The sequence below is a fragment of the Ancylomarina longa genome, from assembly GCF_003996985.1.
Taxonomy (GTDB): Bacteria; Bacteroidota; Bacteroidia; order Bacteroidales; family Marinifilaceae; genus Ancylomarina_A; species Ancylomarina_A longa.
This window is the reverse complement of sequence record NZ_RJJX01000137.1, coordinates 1-647: the sequence shown is the minus strand read 5'-3', so window position 1 is coordinate 647 and position 647 is coordinate 1. Positions and strand designations below refer to the sequence as shown.

Below are 647 nucleotides of genomic sequence, written 5' to 3'. Positions count from 1 at the left end.
TGGATATGCAACAAAAAACTGGACTTTATATTAAGCCGCGATTATATATTTAGATTTTCCATATTGATCTGGGGTTAAATAGCCCAAAACAGAATGTATTCTTTGTTTATTATACCATACTTCAATAAAGTGTACTATTTCAATTTTAGCTTGAAAATGAGAATAGTAGTATCTGTGATCTATCATTTCAGATTTAATTATTTTAAAGAAACATTCAGCTACAGCATTRTCCCAGCAATTCCCTTTTCGACTCATGCTTTGTGTGATAACTTTCTTTTTAAGTAAGCCTCTAAATTTAGTAGCTGTATATTGAACGCCCTGATCTGAATGGAATATCAATCCTGGTTTAGTATCTCTATTTGTAATTGCCATGTTCCAAGCCTTGATTATGGTATCGTTCGTAGTCATATTATCCGATAATGACCATCCAATTACYTTACGATCAAACAAGTCAATAATTGTAGTGAGATACAGCCAACCTTGTTCTGTATGCACATAYGTAATGTCGGACACCCAAGCTTGAGATGATGATTGTGGATAAAAGTTCCTCTTTAAAAGGTTTTTAGATATTCTATTAGAATGATTCGAGTCAGTAGTTTGTACTCTGTATTTCTTATTAACTATGCTTTTAATACCCTGACTTTTCA

At 32.3% G+C, this 647-nt stretch carries 1 protein-coding gene; it reads right to left on the bottom strand.

What is annotated here, in order from left to right; genetic code table 11:
• Positions 1-30: 30 nt before the first annotated feature.
• The coding region (locus tag DLK05_RS16680) for an IS3 family transposase (protein WP_127345097.1) at positions 31-647 on the bottom strand (617 nt) is incomplete at its 5' end.